The organism is Asaia bogorensis NBRC 16594 (genome assembly GCF_001547995.1).
Classification (GTDB): domain Bacteria; phylum Pseudomonadota; class Alphaproteobacteria; order Acetobacterales; family Acetobacteraceae; genus Asaia; species Asaia bogorensis.
Window position 1 is genome coordinate 1,904,998 of the sequence record NZ_AP014690.1, and the last position, 25,457, is coordinate 1,930,454.

General features: G+C 59.0%; 21 protein-coding genes. 9 read left to right on the forward strand and 12 right to left on the reverse strand.

Annotation, left to right across the window (positions count from 1 at the left end):
* Position 1 precedes the first annotated feature (1 nt).
* Positions 2-730 (reverse strand): HAD family acid phosphatase, encoded by a 729-nt coding sequence (locus Asbog_RS08545; RefSeq protein ID WP_062164806.1) that lies wholly within the window; start codon positions 728-730, stop codon positions 2-4.
* Between the two features lie 314 nt (positions 731-1,044).
* Here Asbog_RS08545 and Asbog_RS08550 point away from each other — a divergent pair, with 314 nt between their 5' ends.
* Entirely contained in the window at positions 1,045-1,662 is a 618-nt protein-coding gene (locus tag Asbog_RS08550) for a TetR/AcrR family transcriptional regulator (RefSeq protein WP_062164807.1), read from the forward strand.
* A 33-nt stretch (positions 1,663-1,695) separates the two neighbouring features.
* Here the strand turns inward: Asbog_RS08550 and Asbog_RS08555 are convergent, their stop codons facing one another.
* Positions 1,696-2,853, reverse strand: coding sequence for an MFS transporter (locus Asbog_RS08555; protein ID WP_062164808.1), 1,158 nt, complete (start codon positions 2,851-2,853; stop codon positions 1,696-1,698).
* Positions 2,854-2,962: 109 nt separating this feature from the next.
* On the opposite strand from Asbog_RS08555, the gene Asbog_RS08560 reads away from it, so the two are divergent.
* The 3 genes from Asbog_RS08560 (at position 2,963) to Asbog_RS14260 (ending at position 7,930) form a co-directional block, all read left to right on the forward strand.
* The gene (locus Asbog_RS08560; protein WP_062164809.1) at positions 2,963-4,282 is read left to right on the forward strand and encodes an aspartate aminotransferase family protein; all 1,320 of its coding nucleotides are present in this window, start codon (positions 2,963-2,965) and stop codon (positions 4,280-4,282) included.
* Between the two features lie 265 nt (positions 4,283-4,547).
* A complete protein-coding gene (locus tag Asbog_RS08565; RefSeq protein ID WP_062164810.1) occupies positions 4,548-5,480 on the forward strand; it encodes a LysR family transcriptional regulator in 933 nt (310 codons plus the stop codon).
* A gap of 326 nt (positions 5,481-5,806) precedes the next feature.
* Complete coding sequence (locus Asbog_RS14260; protein ID WP_083510797.1) at positions 5,807-7,930, forward strand: Hint domain-containing protein; 2,124 nt, start codon at positions 5,807-5,809, stop codon at positions 7,928-7,930.
* 140 nt (positions 7,931-8,070) lie between these two features.
* Here the strand turns inward: Asbog_RS14260 and Asbog_RS08575 are convergent, their stop codons facing one another.
* The 4 genes from Asbog_RS08575 to Asbog_RS08590 all read right to left on the reverse strand — a co-directional run bounded on the left by Asbog_RS08575 (position 8,071) and on the right by Asbog_RS08590 (position 13,442).
* Positions 8,071-8,802, reverse strand: a complete 732-nt coding sequence (locus tag Asbog_RS08575; RefSeq protein ID WP_062164812.1) for a CDP-diacylglycerol diphosphatase — start codon at positions 8,800-8,802, stop codon at positions 8,071-8,073.
* A complete protein-coding gene (locus tag Asbog_RS08580; RefSeq protein ID WP_083510798.1) occupies positions 8,796-10,346 on the reverse strand; it encodes a Ppx/GppA phosphatase family protein in 1,551 nt (516 codons plus the stop codon). Before Asbog_RS08580 ends, Asbog_RS08575 begins: the two co-directional genes overlap by 7 nt.
* A complete protein-coding gene (locus Asbog_RS08585; protein WP_231944704.1) occupies positions 10,303-12,477 on the reverse strand; it encodes an RNA degradosome polyphosphate kinase in 2,175 nt (724 codons plus the stop codon). The genes Asbog_RS08580 and Asbog_RS08585 overlap by 44 nt, the downstream gene beginning before the upstream one ends.
* Positions 12,478-12,710: 233 nt before the next feature.
* Positions 12,711-13,442: a DnaA/Hda family protein gene (locus Asbog_RS08590; protein ID WP_062164813.1), complete on the reverse strand. Its 732-nt coding sequence runs from the start codon at positions 13,440-13,442 to the stop codon at positions 12,711-12,713.
* Positions 13,443-13,537: 95 nt separating this feature from the next.
* Here Asbog_RS08590 and purM point away from each other — a divergent pair, with 95 nt between their 5' ends.
* The gene (purM, locus tag Asbog_RS08595) at positions 13,538-14,596 is read left to right on the forward strand and encodes a phosphoribosylformylglycinamidine cyclo-ligase (RefSeq protein ID WP_062164814.1); all 1,059 of its coding nucleotides are present in this window, start codon (positions 13,538-13,540) and stop codon (positions 14,594-14,596) included.
* A gap of 8 nt (positions 14,597-14,604) precedes the next feature.
* Positions 14,605-15,189, forward strand: coding sequence for a phosphoribosylglycinamide formyltransferase (purN, locus tag Asbog_RS08600; protein WP_062165810.1), 585 nt, complete (start codon positions 14,605-14,607; stop codon positions 15,187-15,189).
* Between the two features lie 82 nt (positions 15,190-15,271).
* Here purN and Asbog_RS08605 read toward each other — a convergent pair whose 3' ends face one another.
* The 3 genes from Asbog_RS08605 to Asbog_RS08615 form a co-directional block, all read right to left on the reverse strand.
* Positions 15,272-16,684 carry a DUF2142 domain-containing protein gene (locus tag Asbog_RS08605; RefSeq protein ID WP_146926383.1) on the reverse strand — a complete coding sequence of 471 codons (1,413 nt, stop codon included), beginning with the start codon at positions 16,682-16,684 and terminating at the stop codon, positions 15,272-15,274.
* A 75-nt stretch (positions 16,685-16,759) separates the two neighbouring features.
* Entirely contained in the window at positions 16,760-17,746 is a 987-nt protein-coding gene (locus tag Asbog_RS08610) for a glycosyltransferase (RefSeq protein WP_083510799.1), read from the reverse strand.
* 107 nt (positions 17,747-17,853) lie between these two features.
* Positions 17,854-18,681, reverse strand: coding sequence for a sugar phosphate isomerase/epimerase family protein (locus tag Asbog_RS08615; protein ID WP_062165814.1), 828 nt, complete (start codon positions 18,679-18,681; stop codon positions 17,854-17,856).
* A 300-nt stretch (positions 18,682-18,981) separates the two neighbouring features.
* On the opposite strand from Asbog_RS08615, the gene Asbog_RS08620 reads away from it, so the two are divergent.
* A complete protein-coding gene (locus Asbog_RS08620; protein ID WP_062164816.1) occupies positions 18,982-20,460 on the forward strand; it encodes a sugar porter family MFS transporter in 1,479 nt (492 codons plus the stop codon).
* A gap of 77 nt (positions 20,461-20,537) precedes the next feature.
* Here Asbog_RS08620 and Asbog_RS14265 read toward each other — a convergent pair whose 3' ends face one another.
* The gene (locus tag Asbog_RS14265) at positions 20,538-20,960 is read right to left on the reverse strand and encodes a P-loop NTPase family protein (RefSeq protein WP_197669036.1); all 423 of its coding nucleotides are present in this window, start codon (positions 20,958-20,960) and stop codon (positions 20,538-20,540) included.
* Between the two features lie 270 nt (positions 20,961-21,230).
* Here Asbog_RS14265 and Asbog_RS08625 point away from each other — a divergent pair, with 270 nt between their 5' ends.
* A complete protein-coding gene (locus Asbog_RS08625; protein WP_231944548.1) occupies positions 21,231-22,163 on the forward strand; it encodes a DMT family transporter in 933 nt (310 codons plus the stop codon).
* 15 nt (positions 22,164-22,178) lie between these two features.
* On the opposite strand, the gene Asbog_RS08630 is transcribed toward Asbog_RS08625, so the two are convergent.
* Positions 22,179-22,724, reverse strand: coding sequence for a hypothetical protein (locus tag Asbog_RS08630; RefSeq protein WP_062164818.1), 546 nt, complete (start codon positions 22,722-22,724; stop codon positions 22,179-22,181).
* Positions 22,725-23,020: 296 nt separating this feature from the next.
* Complete coding sequence (gene ndk / locus Asbog_RS08635) at positions 23,021-23,443, reverse strand: nucleoside-diphosphate kinase (protein ID WP_023978403.1); 423 nt, start codon at positions 23,441-23,443, stop codon at positions 23,021-23,023.
* A 117-nt stretch (positions 23,444-23,560) separates the two neighbouring features.
* On the opposite strand from ndk, the gene Asbog_RS08640 reads away from it, so the two are divergent.
* On the forward strand, positions 23,561-25,453 hold the full coding sequence (locus Asbog_RS08640; protein WP_062165816.1) for an ABC-F family ATP-binding cassette domain-containing protein: 1,893 nt from the start codon (positions 23,561-23,563) through the stop codon (positions 25,451-25,453).
* Positions 25,454-25,457 lie beyond the last annotated feature (4 nt).

The following is a 25,457-nucleotide window of genomic DNA, read 5'->3' on the forward strand; positions in this document are numbered from 1 at the left end:
GTCAGGGCACCCGGTAAAATGGATTGGGAAGAAGGAAGCCGCGATCGGCGTGACCACCTGCGAGATCGGACGGCTGATCACCGATATTGGCAATGATGTGATAGCCCTTCTGTTCGATTTCGCTTCGGGCCGCCGCCTTGTAATCCGAGGCCGACGGCGTATGGCTGCCCTCAGGCCTGAGCACGAGGCCCGACCAGCCCTTATAACCCGCAGTCTCAAGGTTATGCGCCGTATCGGCTCGCTCGTTCTCACTGCGTCCGGTCACGAAAAACACCGACACATCGTGCTGCTGGGCCATACGATAAAGGGCAAGCGTGGAGGGAAAGGCCTGCGCCTTGGCGCTCATTTCCCAGGCCATCACGCCGCACGGTCCCTTGGGCAGGACATCGCACTGACCATCATGGAAATAGGCAAAATGATTGGCCTGTATCTCAGGCCAGTTGGAGAGCGATGTCTCGTCGATATCCAGGACAATGGCCGGCTTGCTCACATGCGCAGCACGCAGACGAACCCACTCCGATGCCTCCTCGATCACGGCGGCGAACTCACGATCATAGGCCCCGCTATCATGGTAGGCGGTAGCGGCAATCTCTGCATCGCCCACATTAGCCGGTGCCGCGTGAGCAGCACCCGCTGCCGTTACCCCAAACAAAGCGGCAAGCGCTAATGCGCGCCCGAAATGATTTGCGCGCCAGCGAAAAACGGCATGGACGATAGACGAATAGTTCATGGCAGGCGGCGCTCCTGTAAAGCCGAGATACAATTGCGTTATCTTCACAGCTGTAGAGACGGCTCACAAGACCGGTGCGCCGGAGCATGTCCTTGCCTCAAACAATCGTTTTTCATACCTGCCCCGTCCTGTATTGATATCTCGTTCCCCAAGTGAAACAGAACATCTCCTCTTCGTCTATCCCTCTTGTGCACAAACGCACGGAAAGCCTATTTTGTAAATTCTGGTTCAGATAACCCGAATAGCGTTGCAACTACTTGCAATTACCCTAATATCCGCCTAGACACGGTCGTATACAACGAAGCAGTCGGGAGATGATTTTGGGCGCGCCTCGGGAAATTGCGGTCGTGACCATTCTGGAAGCCGCGGAAAAGATCTTCTCCGAACATGGATTCAGCGGTGCGAGCATTGCTGCCGTGGCCCGGGAAGCTGGTATTCCCAAAGCCAATATTCATTATTATTTCTCAACAAAAGAGACCCTGTATCAGGAAGTGCTTCGGCGCACCGTGCAGGAATGGCTTCGGGAATGTGAAATATGGCTTCGCCCCGAAAATAAAGCCTCTACAGCCCTACGCGCCTATATCGGCTCCAAGCTCGCCTTCTCACGCGCCAATCCCCATGCGTCACGCCTATTCGCGCACGAAATCATTGGAGGGGCGCGCTATCTGCATGATTATCTCTCGACAACCCTGCGTGAGGCGATAACGCCGTTCGGTGAGACATTCAGGGTCTGGATGGAGCGGGGCGAGATTCCGCAGGTCGATCCGACGCATTTCCTCTTCTGTCTGTGGGCCATGACCCAGTGGTATGCAGATATGCAGCCTCAGGTAACCGCCCTGCTTGGCAAGGAAACGCTTGAAGAAAGCGATTTCCATGCTGCGGCGGAAACAATTCTGGCCCTCGTTCTCGCCCGGAAGGACATAACGGCCTGAGGCCTTCGCTGCGGAGAAGGCCCGATTGGCTGTTCATCCTCGGGCCGCTGAGGGGACACGAACGAGCAGAACGATCAGGATAGCGAGCGCGGCGAGTGCGGCGCCGCTCATCGAAACAGCTCCATAGCCCAGCCCCTGATACAGAACCGCGCCGCCCAGCCAGGCACCAAGCGCGTTACCAAGGTTGAACGCGCCGATATTGACTGACGACGCCAAAGCCGGGGCACGTTGCGCCGCCTGCATCGTGCGCATCTGCAACGCTGGCATGATGGCGAAAGAGGCCGCACTCCAGACCAGAATACCGAGTATCGCACCGATCGGCGTGACCGCAATGAACGGGTAGATCAGCATGATGCCACCCAGGACAGGCAGCATCAGCAACAGGGCAAAACGCGTGGAGCGATCGGCCAGACGACCGCCAAGCGCTGCGCCGATGCTGAAACCGACGCCGATCGTCATGAGCGCGAGGGTAACGAGTCCCTCACTGGCATGGGTGATGCTGTGCAGGAAGGGGGCGATATAGGTGTAGAGAACAAACATGATCCCCGCACCGAGCGTGGTGACGGCAAGGGCCAGCAACACCTCACCGCCTGCCAGAACGCGCAATTCGCCAAGGATGTCCGGGCGTGGATTGCTGCCCCGTGGTGGCAGGGCCATGCTGAGGGCCAGCACGGCCAGGGCGCCGAGCAGCGCCGTCACCAGAAAGGCGCTACGCCACCCCATGGTGTCGCCCAGCCAGGTTGCCGCAGGCACCCCGAAGATATTCGCGATGGTCAGCCCCATGAACATCGACGCCACCGCCGAGGCACGACGCTCGGGTGCCACGACACTCGACGCCTCGACAGCCCCGAGGCCGAAAAACGCCCCGTGTGACAGGCTGGTGATCACTCGCCAGATCATCAGAACGGCATAGCTATGACTGAGCCCGGCACCAAGGTTGCCGATAATGTAAAGCCCCATCAGCCCGACCAGGGCGGCCTTGCGCGATACGGCCCCCAGCAGCAGCGTCATGATGGGCGCCCCCAACATGACACCGAAGGCATAGGCACTCACGAGCGACCCGGCCTTGGGCACGCTGATGTGAAGATCCTGGGCGATGACCGGTAACAACCCCATCGGGGTGAACTCGGTCGTGCCTATGGCAAAAGCCCCCACTGCCAGCGCGAGCAGCGCCCCTCGAGCCGAACCCATCTTACCCCCTGCCGAATTAAAGCTTGCGCAAGTTCTTCTTACTTTCCAGATCCTGCGCCCCGTGCCACGATTTTCTCCTGATGTTTCCACAAGGAGCCGGATCGAGACAATGACCACACCATTTGCCGACAGCAATCACGACGCCCTCTGGCTGCCCTTCACGGCCAATCGCCAGTTTCGCGATGCCCCGCGCATGCTCGTTTCGGCAAAAGGTATGTATTACCGGGATGATAAAGGCCGCGAAGTCCTGGATGGTTGCGCCGGTCTCTGGTGCGTCAATGCAGGCCACGGGGCACCACGTATCGTGGAAGCCGTGCAAAAGACGGTCGCGACCCTCGATTTTGCCCCCGCTTTCCAGATGGGCCACCCCCTGGCTTTCGAGGCCGCAGACCGTGTCGCGCGCCTGGCCCCGAACCCGCTCAACCACGTTTTCTTCTGCAATTCCGGCTCTGAAGCCGGCGATACGGCGCTCAAGATCGCCATCGCCTATCATCGCCTGCGCGGCGAAGGCACACGCACCCGTCTGATCGGACGTGAACGCGCCTATCATGGCGTCGGGTTTGGCGGCATTTCGGTCGGCGGCATTTCGGGCAATCGCAAGCTCTATGGTTCGCTGCTGACCGGAGTGGACCATCTGCCCCATACGCTCGATCTGCGTCGCAACGCCTTCTCGCGCGGCTTGCCGGAACATGGCGCGGAACTGGCTGACGATCTGGAGCGCATCGTCGCCCTTCATGACGCCTCGAACATTGCGGCTGTTATCGTCGAGCCCATGGCTGGCTCGACAGGCGTGCTGCCAGCGCCGAAGGGCTATCTCAAACGCCTGCGCGAGATCTGCACCAAGCATGGCATCGTGCTGATTTTCGATGAGGTCATCACCGGTTTCGGTCGTCTGGGCGCGTCTTTCGCCGCCGAGAAATACGGCGTCGTGCCCGACATCATGACGGTGGCCAAGGGTATCACCAATGGTACGATCCCGATGGGTGCCAATATCGTATCCGACGAGATTTTCGAGGCGTTCATGCAGGGACCGCGCGAGGCCATCGACCTGCCGCATGGCTACACCTATTCGGCCCACCCCATCGCCTGTGCTGCGGCCATTGCCACACTTGACACCTATGCCGAGGAGCATCTGTTCGAACGCGCAGCCGCGCTCTCGCCGTATTTCGAGGAGGCTGCCCATTCGTTGAAGGGTGCGCCTCATGTGGTCGATATCCGCAATGAAGGGCTTGTGGCCGGTATCGAACTCGCCCCCCGCACCGCCAAGACGACGCGGGCCTTCGAGGTGTTCGAGCGCGCTTTCCATGAAGGGCTGCTGCTGCGCTACACGGGTGACATCCTTGCCATTTCACCGCCGCTGATCATCGAGAAGAACGAGATCGATCGCATCTTCGAGACGATCGGCCGCATCCTCAAATCGATCGACTGACATCCGCAGGGCGTCGCGGGGAAAATCCCGTGACGTCCGCGTGAAAAAGGCCCGGACAAGCTCAATCAAACAGTGCCGCTGCCTGAGCCCAGGCGAAGTGCTGGCCGGACGCGCATGGATACATCGCGGGGTTCGGCAAATAACTCCTGCGCCCATCACAAGTCACGACCCGATTTATGGATGCCTTGTCTTTCCGGGCGTATTGAGACAAGGGCAGAAAGCGCAGTAAGCCGCTCTGCATCCCTAACCGGACGGGACTATACCAATGCCAGCCAATCTGGACCAGTACCTCAAGCTGCGCCATCTGCGTGTTGTTACCGAGATTTTCAACACCGGTCATATCAGTGTTGCCAGCGCCAATCTGGGCCTCACGCCGCCTGCGATCTCGAAAGCTTGCGCAGAAATCGAAGCGATTATTGGGCACAAGCTGTTTGACAGGACCCGGTCAGGAATGGTGCCCACCGATCTGTGCCACCTCCTGGTCCGTTCCTCAGGAATTATCACGGCCGAGCTGAGAAAACTTTCTGCCGAGATTCAGGACAATCTTTTCAACACGCCACAATCGCTAACCATCGGCTATCAGTCACCGTCGCTCTCAGCAATCGCAATGCACGCGGCGGGCGTGTTGCGGCAGCAGATACCTGCGTTGAGGCTCAAGATCATGCAGATCGATAGAGCCTCGCTGCTGGATGGCTTGCAACAGGATCGATACGATATCGGCTTCATCGCATTGCATCAGATCGAGAATTTCCCTGCCCTATCCAGTCAGATCCTGCTGGATGAACGCTGCTTCGCTGTGTCGCTGGAGGGCACGATGAGCCTCTCGGCGGCGCTCGATAACTGGGCGGATTTCAGGTTGCGCAACTGGGTCCTGCCGATACCGGGCTTCGCAATTCGCGACCGATTTGAATCCCTGCTCGCATCGCGCAATCTGTACAGCCCTGCAAACGTCATCGAACTTAACTCCGCCTATGACGCGCGTCCGCTTATCGTCGCGTGCAACGCCATGACCATCGCTACGAACACGATGCTCAGCAACGCAGGTGTCACTCTGCCGAGCTTCAGCCATGACCCCACCGATGACGATATCCTTCTCGCAAGTGGGGTGGTCTGGCGCACGCATTCGCCAAATCTGGGCATCATCGAACGGTTTCGCAAAATCGTAGAAGCATGGGCGAATCCGATACCTCCGGGGTGAGCGATTGGTTGCTCATCGATCGGGCCCAGGGTCTCTGCAACACGAAGTCACATGTGTTCCAATTTTCATCGTGCCTTGAGGCAAAGATAATATCGCGAGCACCGCTACTGCCGATAGTTTCTCTCTCAACAACATCGACAGACGAACGATAGTCGCATCATACTCTCTCTAATACCCGAAGATGAACTGATCTGCACCCGGATATTACTACGATAATAGGGTTTTCTGAGCAGTTTTACTGTCAAGATTGAGGACTGATTACTCAGTCGCAGGGAGAAAGCAAAAGCGCGATCTATCGTTCGCCGCAGCAGAGAGGCGAAACGCCCATGGCCTTCCAGCCCGATCCAAATGCCCGCATCCTCACCGGTACGTGGAGCGCCGTAAATTCAGGAGGTGTCACCGTCTTTCAGAGCGGGGCCACCGTGGTCGATCCCCCCGTCCAGTTCAATGGCGCAACCCTGAACATCATGTCGGGCGCGACGGTCTCCAACGTATTCTTCAGCAACTCAGGCGGCTATTGCCGTGTGAATGTGTCCGCGGGCGGCATCCTAACTTCTTCATATATCCGCGAGGCTTTCTTCACGGTCTTCAGTGGCGGAAAGTCGATATCGAATGATATCGAATCCAACACTGCCATCATCATGAGCGGGGGCTCATCCCTAGAAGATCGTATCTTCAGCATAGATCGGCCGGTGAATGGTTTCTTCGTCAGTTCGGGGGGGACAGCCACAAGCCCAGTAGTCGGGAGCGGCGGCTCATTGGCCGCGTATCCGGGTGCCGTCATAGGAGGACAACCGTCTCTCACTGGTGGTAATGCGGTGTTCAATGGTGCGGTCGTAGGAAGCGGGAAAATTCCTGATCCACTTGTCTTCGCCCCAAACGCGACAGTCGTTGCAGGTAACTGGTCAGCAGTCCTCGTAGACGGCAAGACCGTTTACCAGAGTGGAACTGTAACGTTGGCGGGACCGATTCGTATTTCCGGCGGCAACCTCACGGTTACTTCGGGGGCGGTAGCCTCGGGTGTCTACCTCCAATATGTGGGGTTACAATGGCCCCAAGTCTATATCCAAGGGGGCGGCACTCTCGTTTCATCCTATGTACAGAACGGGAGTGTTTTCGTATCGGCAGGAGGTCTGGTATCGGCGAGTACTTTGGACTCAGACGGCGGGATTGTGTACTCTGGAGGGGCTGCGATTAGCAACACCTACATTAACACCGGATTTGACGCCTCAAATGTCCAAGTATTGTCTGGTGGCGTTATGTCCAGCCCATTCATTACCACTGGCGGAGTCGTACGGGTAAGCCAAGGCTCTGTCTTCAACCCGACGGTAAACGGCAATGGGTATCTGGGCATCACCAGCGGACAAATGATCACGTGTTTCCTTCGCGGGACACTTATTACCACATCGCTCGGCGATATCCCGGTAGAGGAAATCAAGGAGGGAGATCTGGTCACGACCTATGACAGTATGGGTCGCTTAACAGGTGCTCGACGTGTGATTTGGACACATGTCAGTCACGTCGAAGTACCGATCTTCGACGTTAAATCGGCAAGTTATCCCGTACGTATCATGCGTAGTGCTTTCTCCAAAGGTTGTCCGGTACGAGACATGTGGGTGACGGACGAGCATTGCTTTGTGTTCAAGGGTCGCCTCGTACCCATACGTATGCTCGTTAATCATACCACTATTGCATATGACAAACGTCTATCTTGCTATGACTATTTCCATATCAAGCTGGAAGAGCATTCGATCATCCAGGCGGAGCACGTGTTGACCGAAAGCTTTCTCGATAGCAACGACCTCGAAAATGAAGGGAAATTCTTCAAATCATTCGTGCCGCCTGTCCCGGCCCTACCGCTCTGCGTCGAGCGTTGCTTTGTCGAGCCGATCTACCGTGAACTCGAGGGTCGCGGGCTGGGTCTCACAGGCCACTCACCTGCGAGCCTGAACCCCTCTATCGAGGACTCTGGCCTTTATCTGGAGGCCGATGATGGCAGACGGATAAAGCCGCTGAGACGCAAGGGGAACTGGTATGTCTTCATGGTCCCGGCGGATCTGCGCAATCTGCACCTCGTCTCCCGGGTTTTCAAACCCTCGGAAGCAATTGGCCCCTTCATTGACGATCAGCGTCTTCTCGGCGTTCTGGTTCAGGATATCGTCATCTACGATAGTCGTCAGACGACCGAGATCGACATCCATCTTACCCAGCCCAATCTACCTGGATGGGATGTGCTGGAGGAAGGCAAGCATCGCTGGACCCAGGGGCGCGCAAATCTTCCAATAAACGATATCACCACCGAGACAGAGTTCATGCTCTGCATCGAAGTGATTTCCGGAGGACCCTATCCTCTGGGATTTGGAACGAGCTTTCACTCTTTTCTTCAGCAGGGCGCGCCCTTGATGCTGCCCAGGCAGATCGCAGATCAACAGTTAAGGGCGGCAGGTTAAAGGCCGAAGAAGTAGACGAGAAGGACAAATAGATAGGAAGGCACTCTTGGTCGTCCCCGCCATGGTGTCGGGGCAGAAAAGATCTCGCCTCGTCTGAGATATGCTAACCCATCTATCGGTCAGGGACGCCGGGTAATCATTTAGTTACCGCGCCCCTGACACCGATGATCCTGAATTTCCTCACCGGACGCACGGTCGTCACCACCCACAACATCGTCGAGCAAGACATAGCCAGTTCCTAGGGGGGTCACGATGAGCGTGTGATTCCCCATTTCCTCCTCAGGATGGGCAAGGTTTGCCGCCAGGATACGGAAAGGCGAACCATTCATCGTGGCGAGATAGAGCGCACGGTAATGGTGATTGTTGAAACTCTCTGGAAGATATGACCACGAGGGGCCAATGGATGCCGTGTTGCGATCCAGCAGAGCGCGCATTCTGACATCGATACAGTCGAGATGGATATGGAGTTGGTTCTGCGAGCGCCCGTGAGCGGAATTGATCGCAAGAGAGAGCTCGCTCTCCGGGATCGAGCGATGGTAATCTTGCCCGACACGCTCGCGATATGCCCAAGCTTCGGCGAAATAATTTGGCTGTTCAGGTCGCAGGAGTACGGCACTCTCCATGCCTGTTACTTTCTCCGTAGGAATCAGCAGATACTGCCCTCGACCTTCTATGGAGTGGAGCAGCGCAAAGCCATGGGTCTCATCGTAGACCGTGCAAGGTTTGAGCCCGCGAGCGCAACGACCATGCACAAGTTTCCAGAGTACGTCTGGATCATGGTCCTTGTGAATGACCAGCCCTGGAGGTGAGGCAAGAGCAGGGCTGATTCCAGTCAGCACCGCAACGGTCAGGAGAAGGAACGATTTCAGCACGAGCGGGTGGCTGCTGAGAGAGCCATGCTCTGGCCCAGTCGCTCAAGGCGACGCTTGACCCCGCCGCCCGCAGCAAAGCTGCTCTGCTCGTTATGGCTCAGCCAGAGAATCCCGTCCTCGATCGAGAGCGAGGTATTCTTGAGAAGCGCCGACGTACCACCGCAGATCGTATAGGCAAGGCGAAGCGCAAAGCCGAGCTGCACGGCGCGGTCGCAATCATCGGGTGAGAGCAGACGCCGCGAGACTTCCATAAGGGGATCGGCCGGGTCAGCCTCGTAACGGACCGCCAGTGTCAGGGCGACGAAGGCGCGTGACTGATGGTCGAAGCCAACACCATGCATGCGCATGATGCGCAGATAGGTCTGGGCAGCGCGATATTCGGGGTGATCGAACGAACCGATGTCGGACATACGGCAGGCCATGTCGCGCAATGCCGTTTCGGACGGCGTTTCATGCTGGAACAAGGGCTCCGTCCAGCGCACGAGATCATCGGGCAGTTCCATGCTGCGGCTCAGACGGTGCGCGGTCTCATCAGCCAGCGCCCGACAGGGGTCGAGTGCAGCAACCTCCTGCCCGACCTTGCGCATATACCAGCCCTCCCGCAGGCCATCGACGCTGAAAATGATCTGTGATGGCTGCACGATACGCATCAGGCGCCGCAGGACGGTTGCGGAAAACGGGACATCGTCCAGACGCTTGCGCGGGAAGCCGGGTACTTTCTCCAGCATCTTGCGCGGGGTATCGATCAGCCACGTCACCATCTCGCGCGCCTCATCGGCACCCAGCGTATAGAGATGAACGATATTGAGCGGGTAATGCGTGCGGGCAATCTGCAACCGGGCCAGGGCGCGGAAGGCGCCGCCAACCAGATAGAGCGGCTTTCCTTTCAGGGCAGGCAACCACGCCACATCATCAAGATCGGCTTCCACCACCTCACGCGCACGTTTGAGGTCGCCGCCAGAACGGTCAGACAGGCGTATCACCCCAAGCGGCTTGGTGCAGGCCTCATGATGCCGCCCCCCTGCCACACGGATCAGTTCAAGTGAGCCACCGCCAATGTCAGCGACAACGCCATCTGCATCCGGCAAACCACAGAGCACGCCGGTCGCTGCGTAATCCGCTTCCTCCTCACCCGAGAGGATACGGATCGGCACGTCGGGCATGCACTCGTGCAGCGTCTCGACAAATTCGCGCCCATTGCTGGCATCGCGAACGGCAGCCGTCGCCAGCACCTCGAAAGGGTGGGCGTCCATTGCGCGTGCGATGGCATTGAAGCGGGTCATGACATCGCGTGCGAGTCTCAGCCCCTCCTCATTCAGGCGGCCCGTCTGCTCAAGCCCGCGCCCCAGACGGAGCGTGGCTTTCTCATTGAAGATAGGGATCGGATTACGGGTGACGCCCTCGAACACGACCAGCCGGACCGAATTCGATCCCAGATCGACGATGGCGGCGCGATGATGGCCCTTTGGCGCGTCAGTACCCGTCACTCTACCCTCTTCCTCAATCTTCGCGGATACGCTCGGGCCGTTCACGACGGCCCGCATCCTTATCCTGCGGTTTCTCCCTCGCTGCCGAGCCACGCCCGGAGAGCGAAGGGTTATGCATGAAATATTCATGCGCCGAGAAGGGATTAGCCCCCGGAGATACGCGATGCCAATCCCCACGCGAGGAAAGCACCCAGCTTTGAAGTGTGTCACGTAAATCCATGGTCATGATCTGACCCAGGATCTGGGCATGGACGGTCGAATTGAAGATCGGCACCATCGCCTCGACACGACGATCCATGTTTCGCCCCATCCAGTCAGCCGAGGAAATAAAGACCTTGGCCTTGTGCGACGGCATCCGATGACCATTGCCAAACGCGAAGATACGCGCGTGCTCCAGAAACCGACCGACGATCGAACGGATCTCGATATTTTCCGAAAGGCCCGGCACACCGGGGCGCAGGCAGCAGATACCCCGGATGATTCCGACCACCCTCACCCCGGCGCGTGAAGCCCGGTAGAGCGCATCGATCAGGGCCGGGTCGACCAGTGAATTCATCTTCAGCCAGATCTTGGCAGGGCGTCCGGCCTTGGCATGAGCGATCTCCCCCTCGATCAGGTCCATGAGGGTGTCACGCAGCGTGATGGGGGCAAAAGCGAGCGCCTCCATATCCACCGGGGTCGCATAACCCGTCATGTAGTTGAACAGCTTGGCCGAATCGCTCGCGAGCTGGGGATCGCAGGTGAAAAAGGAGAGATCCGTATAGATACGCGCCGTGATCGGATGATAATTGCCCGTACCGAAATGGGCGTAGGACCTCAGGCCACCAGCCTCTCGCCTGACAACGAGACTGAGCTTGGCGTGCGTCTTGAGATGGGTGAAGCCGAACACCACCTGTACGCCTGCCGATTCGAGCGACCGCGCGAGGCGTATATTGGCTTCCTCGTCAAAGCGCGCCCGCAACTCGACCATCGCCGTGACCGACTTGCCCAGCTCGGCGGCCTCGATCAGCGCCCGCACAATGGGGCTGTCACGCGAGGTGCGATAAAGCGTCTGCTTGATTGCCACCACGTTGGGGTCAAGCGCTGCCTGTTTAAGAAACTGCACCACCACATCGAAGCTCTCGAAGGGATGATGCACCACGATATCCTTGGCGCGGATCGCTGCGAAGCAATCGCCGTCATAATCGCGGATTCGCTCAGGGAAGCGCGGCGTATAGGGTTTGAACAGCAGGTCAGGGCGATCAGATACGATCATCTGCTTGAGATCGACCACACCGATGATATCGGGCTGAACCACCACATCGTCACGTGCCACGTCGAGTTCTTCAGCGAACTCACGCCCCATGCTTTCCGGTATGGAGGCGTCGAGGGCAAGATGGATGCCCACACCACGGCGACGCTGCTTGAGCGCTGTCTCGTAGGACAGCACCAGATCCTCGGCTTCGTCCTCGAACTCGACATCCGAATCGCGGATGATACGCAGCACCCCGCCCTCGGCAATTTCCATCCCGGGAAAGAGGCGTGTGATATGCAGCCGGATGACATCCTCCAGCGCCACGAAGCGCACATCGGGGCGGATATCCGGCTCCTCCTTGTGCGGCGCGGGCAGTCGGATGAAACGGTCGATCTGCTGGGGCAGCAGAATGAGCGCATCCATCGAGAACCCCGGGATCGTCGGGTCATTGAGGCGTAGTGCCAACGCCATTCCAAGATTCGGAATGAACGGCATGGGGTGCGACGGGTCGATGGCGAGCGGCGTCAGAACAGGATAGATCTCGTTCTCGAACTTGGCAGCGATGCTCTCGCGCTCGGCGTCTGTCAGTTCCTCACGTGTGCACAAGCGAAGCCCCGCCTGCGCCAGTTCACCGCGCAACAGGCGCCAGATGCGCTGCTGTGCCGCAAAGAGCTTTGCCGCGCTGCGGCGCACGCTCGTTAGCTGCCGCGCTGGCGTCAAACCATCAGCCGAGGGGGCGACCAGTCCCTCGCGCACCTGACCAACAAGCCCTGCCACACGCACTGAATAGAATTCATCCAGATTGCTGGCACTGATCGACAGAAAGCGCAGACGCTCCAGTAACGGGTGGCGGCTGTTTTCCGCCTCCTCGATCACGCGCTGGTTGAAATCGAGCCAGGATAATTCACGGTTGATGAACCGCGTCGGTGAGGTCACGATTCCGGGGTCGGGAATACGGGCTACGGCACGCGTGGCGCGCGTCGCCCTTGGAGCTTTCGCTCGTGTGGCGCGTGGTGCCTTGGAGGGGGCGGGCTTTGAGTCCTTTTCCGAAGACGACGTCACGCGCTACGTTTCCTGTTTCTGTCCAATGAGAAGTAACAACATCGGCCCGTGAGCAGCGCGCGTCAAACCCCTTAACCCAATCATCATAAAACGTTCCGGCCCGGTGATGGCCTGAGCGGTCAGGTTCAGCGTTCGCCGGGGGCTGGCTCATCCAGCAGTCCCGACAGGGCCTGTCGTGCAAGGACCCGCGTGAGTGGCCTGTTATGAGCAAGCCCAGCCTGATCGAGCCGGTCTACCGCGCTCACAATCGCATCGCAGGTGCGCGGCAGATGCTGCATGAGCCAATCGAGAATCGGCTTGGAGACAATCATCTGACGCTCTGCAATCAGGCGCAGAAGCAGGGCAAAACGCAGGGAATCCTCAGGCGACAGAAGCGGCACCACCGTAATGGCCCGCAAGCGGCTTGCCAGATCAGGCAGAACGATGGGCAGACGGACAGGCGCATAACGCGAAGCGATGAGCAGGGTCGTGCGTTGTTCACGCGCCAGATTGAGCAGATGCAGCAGGGCACGCTCGGACGTCACACGCTCCAGATGATCGAGCGCCAGCGTGGTGTGGGCTGCCCCCGCGATCTCAACCACCTGCGTCATATCCAGCGTCGCCGCATCCACAACGCGCGCCTGACGCCTTGCCGCCCAGATATGCAGAAGATGCGACTTGCCACAGCTGTCGTCACCGCAGAGCAGCAGCCTGCGATCGGGCCAGCCGGTCTGGTTCAGCCAGTGGCGCGCCTGTGCGTTGGAAGCCGACGGAATGAAGTGACGGGCTGCAACGCTTGCAGGCGGCCGCAGCGCCAGCGCGAGTTGCGCGGCGGCGTTGCCCGGCGCCAATCCGTCAATTCCCGCTTCTTTGTCCATTCAATAGCCGTTCCGGTCCTTTCCGAGCCGGGTCGGCTCCATTAGAAGGGCAGATACTAACGCAACCGGCCAGGTTTTTCGAGCGAGGCGACAGCATGACCGATCCGATTTCCCCTTCAGCAAGCTATCGCGATTCCGGCGTCGATATCGAGGCCGGTGATGCGCTGGTCGAGGCGATCAAGCCCGCAGCGAAATCGACCGACCGGCCGGGCACAATGGGTGGTCTGGGCGGATTCGGCGCGCTGTTCGACCTCAAGGCCGCCGGCTTCACCGACCCGATCCTTGTCAGCTGCACCGATGGTGTGGGCACAAAGCTCATGGTCGCCATCGAGAGCGGTCAGCATGATACGGTCGGCGTCGATCTGGTGGCCATGTGTGTGAATGATCTTGTGGTGCAGGGCGCTCAGCCGCTTTTCTTTCTTGATTATCTGGCAACTGGCAAACTGGCTGTCGAAGATGCTGCCCGTGTCGTGAAGGGCATTGCTCAGGCCTGCCGCGATACGGATTGCGCACTGGTCGGCGGTGAAACGGCCGAAATGCCCGGCATGTATGACTCCGGACATTACGATCTTGCTGGCTTCAGCGTTGGCGCAGCCGAGCGTTCCGCCCTGCTTCCCGCCGGCATCACCGAAGGCGACACATTGATCGCCCTCCCCTCCACCGGCGTTCATTCCAACGGCTATTCGCTGGTACGCAGCATCAAGGCCATGAGTGGTCTGCAATGGAACAGCGAAGCCCCCTTCGAGCCGGGCAGCACGCTCGCCGAAGCGCTGCTGCGCCCCACCGCGCTTTATGTGCGAACGGTCATGGCCCTGCATCATGCCGGGTTGCTGCATGGCTGTGCGCACATCACCGGTGGTGGCCTGCCCGGGAACCTGCCGCGCGTCCTGCCAGAGGGGCTGGGCGTACAGATCGAAGCCGATACCTGGCCCGTGCCCCCTGTCTTTCGCTGGCTGGCCACCACGGGCAATGTCGCGCATGACGAAATGCTCAAGGTATTCAATTGCGGCATCGGCATGGTTCTGATCACGCCCGAGCCCGAGAAGGTTCTGGCCATGCTCGAAGCCCGAGGTGAAAAGGGCTATCGCATTGGTGACGTTACCGCCAATGGCCCACGCTATGCACTGGATGGCCAGGTTGATTTTGCCCTATGAGCGAGGCAATGGCTGTCCATAAAACCCCTATTGCGGTTTTCATCTCGGGGCGCGGCAGCAACATGAATGCCCTGATCGAGGCCTGTGCGCGACCGGATTATCCGGCGCGCATTGCCCTTGTGCTGAGCAATAACCCGGATGCAGCGGGGCTCGAGACGGCACGAAACGCAGGCCTTGAAGCTGTTGCGATCGATCACCGTCTTTTCCCGAAAGACCGCGAAGGACACGAGAAGGCCATTGAGGCCTGTCTCGAAAAGGCAGGAATCGAAGTGATCTGCCTTGCGGGCTACATGCGCGTCCTGACCCCTTATCTCGTTGGGCGATGGGCCGGCCGCATGCTCAACATCCATCCAAGCCTGCTGCCGGCCTATCCCGGTCTGGATACGCATGAGCGCGCCCTGGCGGCGGGGGATACCCGTCATGGCTGCACGGTCCATCTGGTTACCGATGGTGTGGATGAAGGCCCGGTGCTGGGCCAGGCCGAGGTGCCGGTCCTGCCGGGCGATACACCCTCCGCGCTTGCGGCACGCGTTCTGGAGCAAGAGCATCGCCTCTACCCCGAAGCGCTCGCAGCGTTTCTGAAAGCCCGATAAGGCACCTTCCTGCGACAAAAAAGCCCTGTCAAGCCGGGCTTTTTTTATTGAGCACCTTAGGCCCGGGGAGCAGGACGCTCCCTTACCAGAAGCGTGCGGCCAGAACGCTTGTGAGCGTTACAAGGTCAAAGCACAGGAAAGCGGTCATACCTAGCATGGCCCAGCGCTGTGTGCTTTCCGACGGGGAAAGCTGGCCTGCTCTTGGCATGAGGGGAAACAATAGAGCCAGAAAGGGCGCAATCGGCAGGAAGTAACGACCCTGAACGCCATCGATGATGGGCGCACCTACCGGGGTCCAGATCACATAAAGCGAGAAGTAGACAGCGCCGACTGCAAGCAGCATCGCAAGCACCGTCACAAGAACCGTTCTGCCGTTTTGTGCCAAAGCCCGATTTCTGACCGCGGGATAGGCGCAAAAGCAGAGCGTAGCGAGAATCGTCACATAGACAAGGCGATAGAACCAGGCCGGAAACAGTGTATCCAGCCAACCAAGCACCCCGATGAACTCATGAATGTTGTGACCGAGATTCACCTTGAGCGTCTTATAGGCGAGCATCGGCAGCGAGAGAGGATGGGTGAGTACCCAGTGCACCTGACCACTATCCGACGTGCCTGACCCATCGAGGAACTGCACTTTGGTCGGGGTCATGCCGAAATGTTGCCAGATCAGAAACGCCACAATGCTGGCCACGAAAGGGGCCACCGCCAGATATTTGCGGCGCCCCGCACCCAGCCATTCCCGCGCCGGGAACAGGCCAAGCGGGATAAGGCTGCATAGCAGCAGAGGGGGCTTGCTAACCGTCAGAACGGCGAAAAGACAGGCGATACCAATCCAGAAGCGCGTTGATCCCGGATTAAGCGCATTGATCCGAGTAAGCAGCGAAGCCGTAAGCAGGGCGAGCGCAAAGATCAGACCATCCTGCGAGCATGACGCATCGAGCGCCATCACCATGGGCAGGCTCGCGAGCAGCATCAGATAGAGCACCCCGCGGCGGGCCAGCGCGATAGCGAGCGTGCACAGAGCAATGCTGATCACCGCGTTGATCACATGCACCATGATGCTGGTCTGGATGATCGTCGCCCGCGTATGGCGACCGATAAAGGTGACGACCGCGCCCGGCAGATAGGTGATAGGAGCGTAAATGACCGTATTGCCGAAAGAGGCCCAGTTCTGGCGATGATCCCATGGACGGGCGGCAAGCGCTGAAAGCTCGTTCATGTCCACCTTGGTTTCGGCATGGAAGCGCAGGCTGTTCAGCAATTCTGCCTCAGAGGGAAAATTGGCAGGCAGATAGCCCCCGGCCTGAGCCGCGTCGAGCTTGATGCCAACAAACCCGCCTTGGGCGATCTGAACGATTCGCGCGAAATGATTACGCTCATCCGGCATCTGCCCGGGTGGAATAAGCAGGATGCAGGCGAGCCCCATCATGGAGGCGAAGAACATGAATACGCGCACAGGCGAAAGCGCCAAGGCCGATCGCAGAGTGGAAAGCAAGACTTCATCCCCCCGGGGAAAACGCAATGATGGCCCGGAAGCGACCGGGCTGGTAACAGCCGCCAGCGCGCCCTGTCAGAAACCCACGCAGGGTGGAGCCTGAAGCGCCAGATAGGCCAGACGCTTGTTCTCCTGCCGACCCAGCGCGACACTGTTAAGAATGAGCCCGCAAACCAGCGATAGCGCTGCAAGAAGCTCGAACCCGGTGGCCAGTACGGCAGATGGCAGATGCGGCACCGTGTGAGTCTCGATGAAGTCGAGTACCGAGCGAAGCCCGATCAAGCCGCCAACCACAGCGAGGAACAGGCCGATCGCGCCGAAAAACAGAAACGGGCGTTCCTGCTTGAGCAGGTTGACGATCGTGCCAAGAATACGAAAGCCGTCGCGGTAGGTATTCAGCTTCGAAAACGACCCCTCCGGCCGCTCGATATAGCGCGTCGAGACTTCACCCATCGACATATTGAGTTGAAGGGTGTGCACCGTGAATTCGGTCTCGGTCTCAAAGCCCGACGAAAGCGCCGGGAAGGATTTGACGAAGCGGCGGCTGAAGACGCGATAGCCCGAAAGCATGTCAGACTGACCCCGACCAAACAGGCTCACGACCAGACCGGTCAGTACCTTGTTGCCCAGCACATGGCCAGGACGGTAGGCGGCAACCGCTTCATGAACACGCACGCCCATCACGGTATCATGTCCGTTTTCGAGCGCCATACGCACCATCTGCGGGGCCGCAGCCGCCTCATAAGTGCCATCGCCGTCGATCAGCACATAAAAATCGGCTTCGATATCCGCAAACATGCGCCTTATGACATGGCCCTTGCCCTGCAAGCGCTCACGTCGAACGATGGCACCGGCTTCTCTCGCCAGTTCGACGGTTCGATCGCTGGAGTTATTGTCATAAACATAGATGGAGGCGTCTGGCAGGGCATCCCGCATGTCGCGCACAACGCCAGCTATGGTTACTTCCTCGTTGTAGCAGGGAATGAGGACGGCAACCCGGCAGGTGCCAAGCGGCAGTGCGGTTGCTGTGACGATACCTGCCTGATTGCGGTCTGCCTGCATTACTCTCTCTGCGGAACGATCCTGATAAGGCGCTCCTAGCATCTCGGCTGCATCGAGGCCAGATCATGTCGGTGGCCCCATGGCCTGCGCAGCCGGCCTGCCCCGGCTTAACCAGTCGTCATATGATCACGCAGCACGCCTTGAAGGCGCGGCAGCAGAAAAGCCGGGTCGCACTCCCATAGCGCCGGGCTGATCAGTTCCACCGACCATGGCCCGACATAGCCGCTGCGCCTTACGGCGTCGCACCATCCCGGAAGGTCGATTTCCCCGTCCCCCGGCATGCAGTCACGCAGCACGGTCTCGTCCCAAGCCTCGCCGGGACACGGAAGGCGCCCATCGCAGAAATGCACACCGAAGATCCTCGCAGGGTCGAGCGAATCGAGATCGGCAGGCACCGCCCCCGACCCGTGGAAATGCCAGAAATCGACAACCACCCCCACATTGGCGGCCCCCACACGGGCGATAACCTCTTTGGCCTGGGTCAAGGTCCGGAAACGGGTGAAGGCCGGCAACTCGATCATGTATCGCACACCCCAATCGGCCCCGATCGCGGCAATGGCAGCGATATTGTGCGTCATGATGTCCATGATCTCCGACTCTGACAGATGGTCGGCACCGTTGCGCGGAAGAACCATGACTGTTGGTGCGCCCAGATCATGTGCCTCGCGCGTGATCTTTACCGCTTCCTCCATCAGAGCTGCGCGTCCGGTCGCATCGTGACGCTCGATGTGATCGAGCGCGCTCACATGGCTTATGCCCATCCCGGCATCGCGCACCATGCCTCGCACGGTATCGATAGTACCGCCGCAGGAAAGATAACGGGCAAGTTTCGGATAGAAAATTTCCATATCGTCAAACCCCGCTTCATGCGCGAGACGGATATCAGTCAACAAGTTCGAGTGGAAACTCGTAATACCATGCAACGCGGTGCGCATGATGCACATCTCCTCCTGACAGATCAGTCATCCTCACCGGGTAGAAATTGCCCCGGTGATCCTGTGCCGATCCTGTCCCGGGCAGTGACAGGGTCACAGTCCGTCCTTGATGTGAAACCATCGGAATTCGCATTCGCTTCCGCAGACGCATGGCTAGGCTTCGGACGTTAACTTAATGTCATCTTGGGGTCGCCCTATGATCATTCCTTCGTTTCCCTCCCCTGCCTTGCATCGTCGCTCCTGCGAGACCCGTCGCGCGTCCGCAATCGAGACCGCTTTCTCGACAAACGGAGGACGCGCATGAGACGGATCCAGTCACTCGTCGGCGTCACGTCCGAGCGCCATGATGTTTCCTATGTGCTTCGCATCTGCGCGGTAGCAGCGTTGGGCGGTATTCTCTTTGGTTACGATACCTCCGTCATATCGGGGGCCATCGGGCCGATACGGGCCCATTTCCATTTGAGTGACGCCGCAACCGGCTGGGCTGTCTCCAGCGTGATACTGGGCTGTATCATCGGGGCCTTCGGATCGGGGTGGCTCGCTCACACGCTCGGGCGCCGGATGGCCCTGTTCATCTGCGCCATCCTGTTTTCCGTGCAGTCGGTGGGTGCAGCCCTTGCGCCTGATTTCACCCAGTTTATCATCTACCGGATCCTGGGTGGGCTGGCTGTCGGCATCGCTTCTGCGGTGTCGCCCATGTACATGTCTGAGGTATCGCCAAAGGACATGCGCGGTCGGGCCTTGTCGATGGAGCAGTTTGCCATCGTTCTGGGCGCGCTGATCGTTTATGTCGTCAATTATCTGATCGCTGCCCGTGCGAGCACTGCCTGGCTTGAGGAAATGGGCTGGCGCTGGATGCTTGGCTCGGAGATTGTTCCGTGCCTCGTTTTCTGCGCAACCATTTTCCTCATTCCGGAATCTCCACGCTGGCACATGATCCGTGGGCGCGAGTCCCATGCCCTCAAGACGCTGAGCCGGATATCAAACGAGGCCCATGCGCGCTCGCTCATCGCTGAGATACGGGAGTCCATGACGCGGCATACCCGCCAGGGACCTGCGCTCATGACGGTGCTGCGCGACCGCCGCGCCAGATGGATCGTCTTCGCGGGCGCCATGGTCGCAGGCCTGCAGCAATTCACCGGTATCAATATTGTTGTGTATTACGCACCGATGCTCCTGAGCACGACAAGCGGCAGCCTTCAAAATGCCCTGTTCCAGACCATCTGGATCGGGGTGGCCAATCTCGTTGGGGGCATGATCGGTGCCTGGATTGTCGATCGCAAGGGAAGACGTCCGCTGATCCTGTGGGGGTCGCTCGGCATGACCATTGGCCTTCTGGTGTCGTCCGTCGCCCTCTACAGACAGGATTCCGGACTTCTCGCCCTGTTCGGCCTTCTCTTTTACATGGCCATGTTTGGCCTTTCCTGGGGGCCTGTCGCATGGATTCTCGTTTCGGAAATCTTCCCGAACCGTATCCGCTCGATTGGCATGAGCCTCGCCGTCGCTTCAAACTGGGTGATGAATTTCGTGGTGGCGCAAGGCTTTCCCATGCTGGCAGGCAACCATGCCCTGAACGAGGCTTTTCACGGTGCCTTTTCCATGTGGCTTTTTGCGACGCTCTGCCTCGGGTCGATGGTCTTCGTGTTGCGGTATATCCCCGAGACAAGAGGGGTCTCCCTTGAGAAGATTGAGGAAACCATGATGGCTGGCCCCGCCTACAGAGCGAGCCGCCCGGAGAACAATCCGCTATCCACCAGACGCCCTGTTGATCACACGTGAACCGGGCGTGGTGAAGCCTGATAGAAAAAACAAGCTGACATAGGCGGTGCCACTTCAGATGCCGTCATTACGCCTCCTCACAGTCCCGCGTGCCGGCAGAACTCATTGACGGCACGAGGTGTCGGGAGGAAGCATTTTGGCAGGCGCGACCGGGCGTAGATCGTTCGGTAGCGCCGCCTGTTCAATCTCGTCGGCCCGACGATATGGCTGAGCATCGCGACACTGATGGGCTCGCAGGTGTCGCGCGCAAACCCTCCTATACGCTGGCCGGGACGTGCACAGCGACGCAGGTACCGATACAGGCTGAGGCAGGTTGACGCGTCCAGCAGGATCAACCCGGTCGCTCGTGCCAGACGATCTTCCATGCAGGAGGAGTAATTCCCCTCGATCACCCAGCGGTCATCCGAAATTGCCCGTGTGTGATCGGTGTGAAAAGCGTCAAGCGGCCTTAATGTGCTGAAACTGCCATACTGATATCGCAGGAGGTCCAGATGAACCACGGGGAGATCAAACGCCGTGCCCAGGCGCAGTGCAAGCGTGGATTTCCCGCTATTGGAAGGGCCGAGGATACAAATACGCGGCCCTAGTCTGCTTATTGGATCCATTGGTTACGCACCCCTGGTCTAAATAGGCCTCCCCATGACGCCAGAGAAGACCGGGTCTCTGCCGCCATCGGCACTCGCGCGGAAGACATCCCTCTCATAGAGGGTGCGGCTGCCCCGCACCTGTGCCAAAAGACAACTCAGACGACCTGGAGAGGGGGACGATCCGTGCAGAAGCAACACCAGAACCATATGGGGCCAAAGGAATGGTCGCTTCTGTTGATCCTTGCTCTCCTCTGGGGCGGCTCATTCTTCTTCTTCAAGATCCTCGTTTCTGCCGTACCGCCCTTCAGTGTCGTTCTGGGGCGGGTCGGGTTGGCGGCCTTGGCGCTCAATCTTCTTCTGGTCGTCCGCCGCACGACCCTGCCGCTGGATCGTACCCTCTGGTTACGGCTTTTCGTGCTCGGACTGCTTAATAACGTCATACCCTTTTCGGCCATCGCATTCGGCGAAACGCGCATCTCCAGCGGTCTGGCGGCAATTCTGAACGCCACAACGCCGGTTTTCACCATTATCGTCGCGCATTTTCTGACCCATGACGAAAAGATGCGTTTGGACAAAGTTGCCGGCATCGTTCTGGGCTTCTGCGGAGTTGGCACGCTGATCGCGCCTGCCTTGGCAGGAGGTGGATTGCAAAGCTCGCTTGCCGGAGAACTGGCCTGCCTTGGCGCCGCGCTGAGCTACGGGTTTGGAGGCGTATATGGACGAAAATTCCGCGGTTTACCGGCTTTACAGATCGCCACCGGGCAGCTCACCGCCAGCACGATCCTGATCCTGCCCCTTTCCATGCTGGTCGATCACCCGTGGACGCTTCCTCCACTCTCAGCAACCGTATGGGGGGCCTTTGCAGGCATCGCATTGCTCAGTACGGCTGGCGCGTTTATCCTCTATTTCAAACTCCTTGCCACCTCCGGCGCCACAAATCTCTCGCTCGTCACGTTCCTGCTCCCCATCATGGCGCTGATGCTCGGGATACTCTTTCTGGGCGAGCACCCCGGCTGGTATGCTCTGGCCGGGCTCTGCCTGATTGGCGCAGGCCTGGCCGCTATCGATGGACGCCTGTTCCGCCTCGTCACAGATCGGGCAACGACATCTCGATGACCCTGGCGCGCCGTCTCAGATCTCGCGCTGATCATCCTGCTCCTGCACATCTTCGACCGGATCACTTTTGGCTGACGGCTCTGATACGGTGAGCCGCAGGGAGATCATCGCCACATGATCCGGTGATTGCCGGGCGAGAAAGAGCGTATGACCAGGGTCGATCCAATGCATGACCTCTGTCGGCTTGGACGTCGACGCGGTATTCCCCGCATTGACCATATCAATTTCCGTTACCGCATCGCTCTCGGACAGGATAACACGCACTGGAATCGTCTCCGGCAGCACAACACCGTCCTCGGACGTCACGGAGTCTCTTTCCTCACGCTTGAGGCAAATCACCTGAACGCCTGGGGGAAGGATGTAGCAACACTCATCCGCCGCCAGCCCAAGCTTGTCCAGCTTTCGGCCATCCTGCGTGTAGATACAAATATCAGGATCGACGATCTCTAGCGGCTTTGCTTCCAAAGGCGTCGATTTAGCTGGAAATTGAATGATGTTGTCGGAATATATCGAGATTTTGTCGGTAGATTCATCATCTTTATTTATGCTTATCACTGCCATCGAATTCTCTACTTTGCGTAATTTCTATGTGATTACGTAACCTCAAGTTTCTTATCACTTTGCCATCTGCGTGATTTATCAAATCGGGCGTAGTTTGTCAGATTATTGAGGTTATTGTTCTACAAAGCGTTAATAGCCGCCATCAGCGGCGTGAAGATCGTGGCCGGATAACATGAGCATATTTTGCGGGGGAACGACGCAGTCATACCGCCTGACCACGCTTTCCAACCCAGCAGAAAGTCAAAAAAAAGGCGGCTAAAAAGCCGCCTTCTCTACCTGCCTTGGTGCAGACTGCCTTACGGCAGGATTTCCGTCTCGGCAAAGAAGAACGAGATTTCGTTCTTTGCATTTTCGAGGCTGTCCGAACCATGCACCGAGTTGGCTTCGATGCTCTCGGCATAGAGCTTGCGCACGGTGCCTTCGGCAGCCTGGGCCGGGTTGGTTGCGCCCATGACTTCGCGATGATGTGCCACAGCGTTGTCGCCCTGCAGCACCTGCACGACGACCGGCTCGGAGAGCATGGAAGCAACGAGGCTGCCATAGAACGGACGCTCGGCGTGCACAGCGTAGAAGGCCTTGGCCTGGTCTTCGGTCAGCTTGATGCGCTTCTGGGCGACGATGCGCAGGCCAGCGCCTTCGAACACGGCATTGATCTTGCCGGTCAGGTTGCGGCGGGTTGCGTCGGGCTTGATGATCGAAAGGGTGCGTTCCAGGGCCATGAGGCATCTCCTGCATTAAAAAAGAAAAGCGGTGAACGCCCTTCCCCTAGAGCAAAACAAGACTTCCTGATAGTCCGCTTGGCATCAAAACGCCTCCATATTGCCCGGGAAGAAACTGTGAGCCTGCTGACCATCACCGACCTGACCCTGCGCATTGCCGGTCGCGTCCTGCTCGACAATGCCTCACTCAGTATCGACCCGGGGCGCAAGGTGGGGCTGGTCGGCCGGAATGGCGCCGGCAAATCGACGCTGCTTGCTGCCATTGCCGGTGATCTGCACCCCGATGGGGGCACGATACAGCTCTCCAACCGGGCCAGCATGGGGCGCGTCAAGCAGGAGACGCCTGAGGGGGATGCCTCCCTTATCGACACGGTTCTGGCTGGCGATCTTGAACGCGCGCGCCTGCTGCACGAGGCCGAAGCGGCCCATGATCCCTCTCGCCTTGCCGATATCCATGAGCGTCTGCTTGTCATCGATGCTCATACGGCCCCGGCCCGCGCAGCAAGCATCCTGTCAGGGCTTGGTTTCGATCATGCAGCCCAGCAACGCCCGGTCTCGTCATTCTCGGGTGGCTGGCGCATGCGCGTGGCGCTGGCCACAGCCCTGTTCCTGAACCCCGATCTGCTGTTGCTGGACGAGCCCACGAACCATCTCGATATCGAGGCGACCATCTGGCTCGAAAACTGGCTCAAGACCTTCTCGGGCGCGGCGATCGTCGTGAGCCATGATCGCTCCCTGCTCGATAGCGTAGTCGATTCCATCGCCCATCTGGACAAGGGCAAGCTGAGCCTCACCCCTGGCGGGTATAACGAGTTCATCCGCATACGCACCGAGCAGGCCCTGCAGCAGAACAGGGCAGCCGAACGCCTTGCGGCGCAACGTGCGCATATGCAGTCTTTCGTCGATCGCTTCCGGGCCAAAGCCACCAAGGCCCGACAGGCTCAGGCCCGCCTCAAGGCATTGGCGCGTCTGCCCCAGATCGACTCTGTTGTGGAGGACAGTCCCACCCGCTTTTCCTTCCCGGAGCCCACGCCTCTTCCCCCGCCCATGCTGTCGCTGGAAAATGTCAGCGTTGGCTATGACGGGCGCGCTGTCTTGTCCAACCTCTCCTGCCGCCTCGATCTTGATGATCGCATCGCGCTTCTGGGCCAGAACGGCAAAGGCAAATCGACCTTTGCCAAATTGCTGGCAGGGCGTCTTGATCCCATCTCAGGCCGCGTCAACCATTCTCCAAGGCTTCGCATCGGCTATTTCGCCCAGCATCAGGGTGACGAGCTCGTGCTGGGCGATACACCCATCGACCATATGAGCCGCGCCATGCCTGACGCGACGCCCGTCGCCGTACGCGCGCAGCTCGACCGGTTCGGCCTCGATGCCGGCAAGGCCGAGTCCCGGGTGGGCGACCTGTCCGGCGGTGAGAAAGCGCGTCTCCTCCTTGCCCTCGCCACGCGCAACGCCCCTCACCTCCTGCTGTTGGACGAACCGACCAACCATCTGGATCTTGATGCCCGCGACGCACTAATTCGCGCCCTTTGCGATTTCGAAGGTGCTGTCGTGTTGATCAGCCATGATTCTCATCTGGTGGAATCCGTCGCTGATCGTCTCTGGCTTGTCGATGAGGGAACAATCACGCCGTTCGATGACGATATGGACGGCTATCGCAGCTGGCTGATCGAACGGGCACGCAAGGCTGCCAGCGACAGCCGGGTGGAGAGCGAGCCGGACAGCGCCGGCAGGAAGGATCAGCGTCGCGACCGTGCGGAACAGCGAAAGGCTCTGGCGCCCCTGCGCAAGGAAGCGAAAGCCGCCGAGCATTTGCTGGAACAGCTTGGCAAGGAGCGTCAGAAAATCGAGACGCGTCTAGCCGACCCGGCACTCTATGCAAAAAGCGATACCGCTGAAATCACGAAGCTGAACACAAGGCTGGCCGCGTTGCGCCTTGAGGAGCAGGCGGCAGAGGAACGCTGGCTGGCCGCAGAAGCCGAAATCGACGAGGCGAACCGAAACTAGGGCT

What these genes read in the sequence shown, in the direction of transcription:
- Asbog_RS08545 (WP_062164806.1), bottom strand. Translation starts at nt 730, where the DNA reads ATGAACTATTCGTCTATCGTCCATGCCGTTTTTCGCTGGCGCGCAAAT.
- Asbog_RS08550 (WP_062164807.1), top strand. Translation starts at nt 1,045, where the DNA reads ATGATTTTGGGCGCGCCTCGGGAAATTGCGGTCGTGACCATTCTGGAA.
- Asbog_RS08555 (WP_062164808.1), bottom strand. Translation starts at nt 2,853, where the DNA reads ATGGGTTCGGCTCGAGGGGCGCTGCTCGCGCTGGCAGTGGGGGCTTTT.
- Asbog_RS08560 (WP_062164809.1), top strand. Translation starts at nt 2,963, where the DNA reads ATGACCACACCATTTGCCGACAGCAATCACGACGCCCTCTGGCTGCCC.
- Asbog_RS08565 (WP_062164810.1), top strand. Translation starts at nt 4,548, where the DNA reads ATGCCAGCCAATCTGGACCAGTACCTCAAGCTGCGCCATCTGCGTGTT.
- Asbog_RS14260 (WP_083510797.1), top strand. Translation starts at nt 5,807, where the DNA reads ATGGCCTTCCAGCCCGATCCAAATGCCCGCATCCTCACCGGTACGTGG.
- Asbog_RS08580 (WP_083510798.1), bottom strand. Translation starts at nt 10,346, where the DNA reads ATGCGGGCCGTCGTGAACGGCCCGAGCGTATCCGCGAAGATTGAGGAA.
- Asbog_RS08590 (WP_062164813.1), bottom strand. Translation starts at nt 13,442, where the DNA reads ATGGACAAAGAAGCGGGAATTGACGGATTGGCGCCGGGCAACGCCGCC.
- purM (WP_062164814.1), top strand. Translation starts at nt 13,538, where the DNA reads ATGACCGATCCGATTTCCCCTTCAGCAAGCTATCGCGATTCCGGCGTC.
- purN (WP_062165810.1), top strand. Translation starts at nt 14,605, where the DNA reads ATGGCTGTCCATAAAACCCCTATTGCGGTTTTCATCTCGGGGCGCGGC.
- Asbog_RS08610 (WP_083510799.1), bottom strand. Translation starts at nt 17,746, where the DNA reads ATGCAGGCAGACCGCAATCAGGCAGGTATCGTCACAGCAACCGCACTG.
- Asbog_RS08615 (WP_062165814.1), bottom strand. Translation starts at nt 18,681, where the DNA reads ATGCGCACCGCGTTGCATGGTATTACGAGTTTCCACTCGAACTTGTTG.
- Asbog_RS08620 (WP_062164816.1), top strand. Translation starts at nt 18,982, where the DNA reads ATGAGACGGATCCAGTCACTCGTCGGCGTCACGTCCGAGCGCCATGAT.
- Asbog_RS08630 (WP_062164818.1), bottom strand. Translation starts at nt 22,724, where the DNA reads ATGGCAGTGATAAGCATAAATAAAGATGATGAATCTACCGACAAAATC.
- ndk (WP_023978403.1), bottom strand. Translation starts at nt 23,443, where the DNA reads ATGGCCCTGGAACGCACCCTTTCGATCATCAAGCCCGACGCAACCCGC.